At 46.9% G+C, this 243-nt stretch carries 1 pseudogene; it reads left to right on the top strand.

From position 1 onward, the window contains the following. A pseudogene (eno, locus tag B2633_RS08370) lies at nucleotides 1–243 on the top strand (phosphopyruvate hydratase); the annotation flags it as partial.

The raw sequence follows: 243 nt of genomic DNA, 5'->3' as shown, positions 1-243 counted from the left end.
ATTCAGGAGTTTATGATTGTACCGGCAGGGGCTCCTAACTTTGCTGAAGCCCTGCGTATGGGGGCGGAAATCTATCATACTTTAAAAACCGTTCTTAAAGACCGGGGATTGAATACCTCTATAGGAGATGAGGGAGGCTTTGCCCCCAGCTTGAAGACGAATGAAGAAGCCTTAGCCCTTATAATAGCAGGTATTGAAAAAGCTGGTTATAAACCCGGGGAGGATGTCTTCCTGGCCATGGAT

Origin of the sequence: Syntrophomonas sp. UBA1041 (assembly GCF_002316705.1) — a bacterium.
Classification (GTDB): domain Bacteria; phylum Bacillota; class Syntrophomonadia; order Syntrophomonadales; family Syntrophomonadaceae; genus DTU019.
This window is presented reverse-complemented; position numbering and strand designations above follow the sequence as displayed.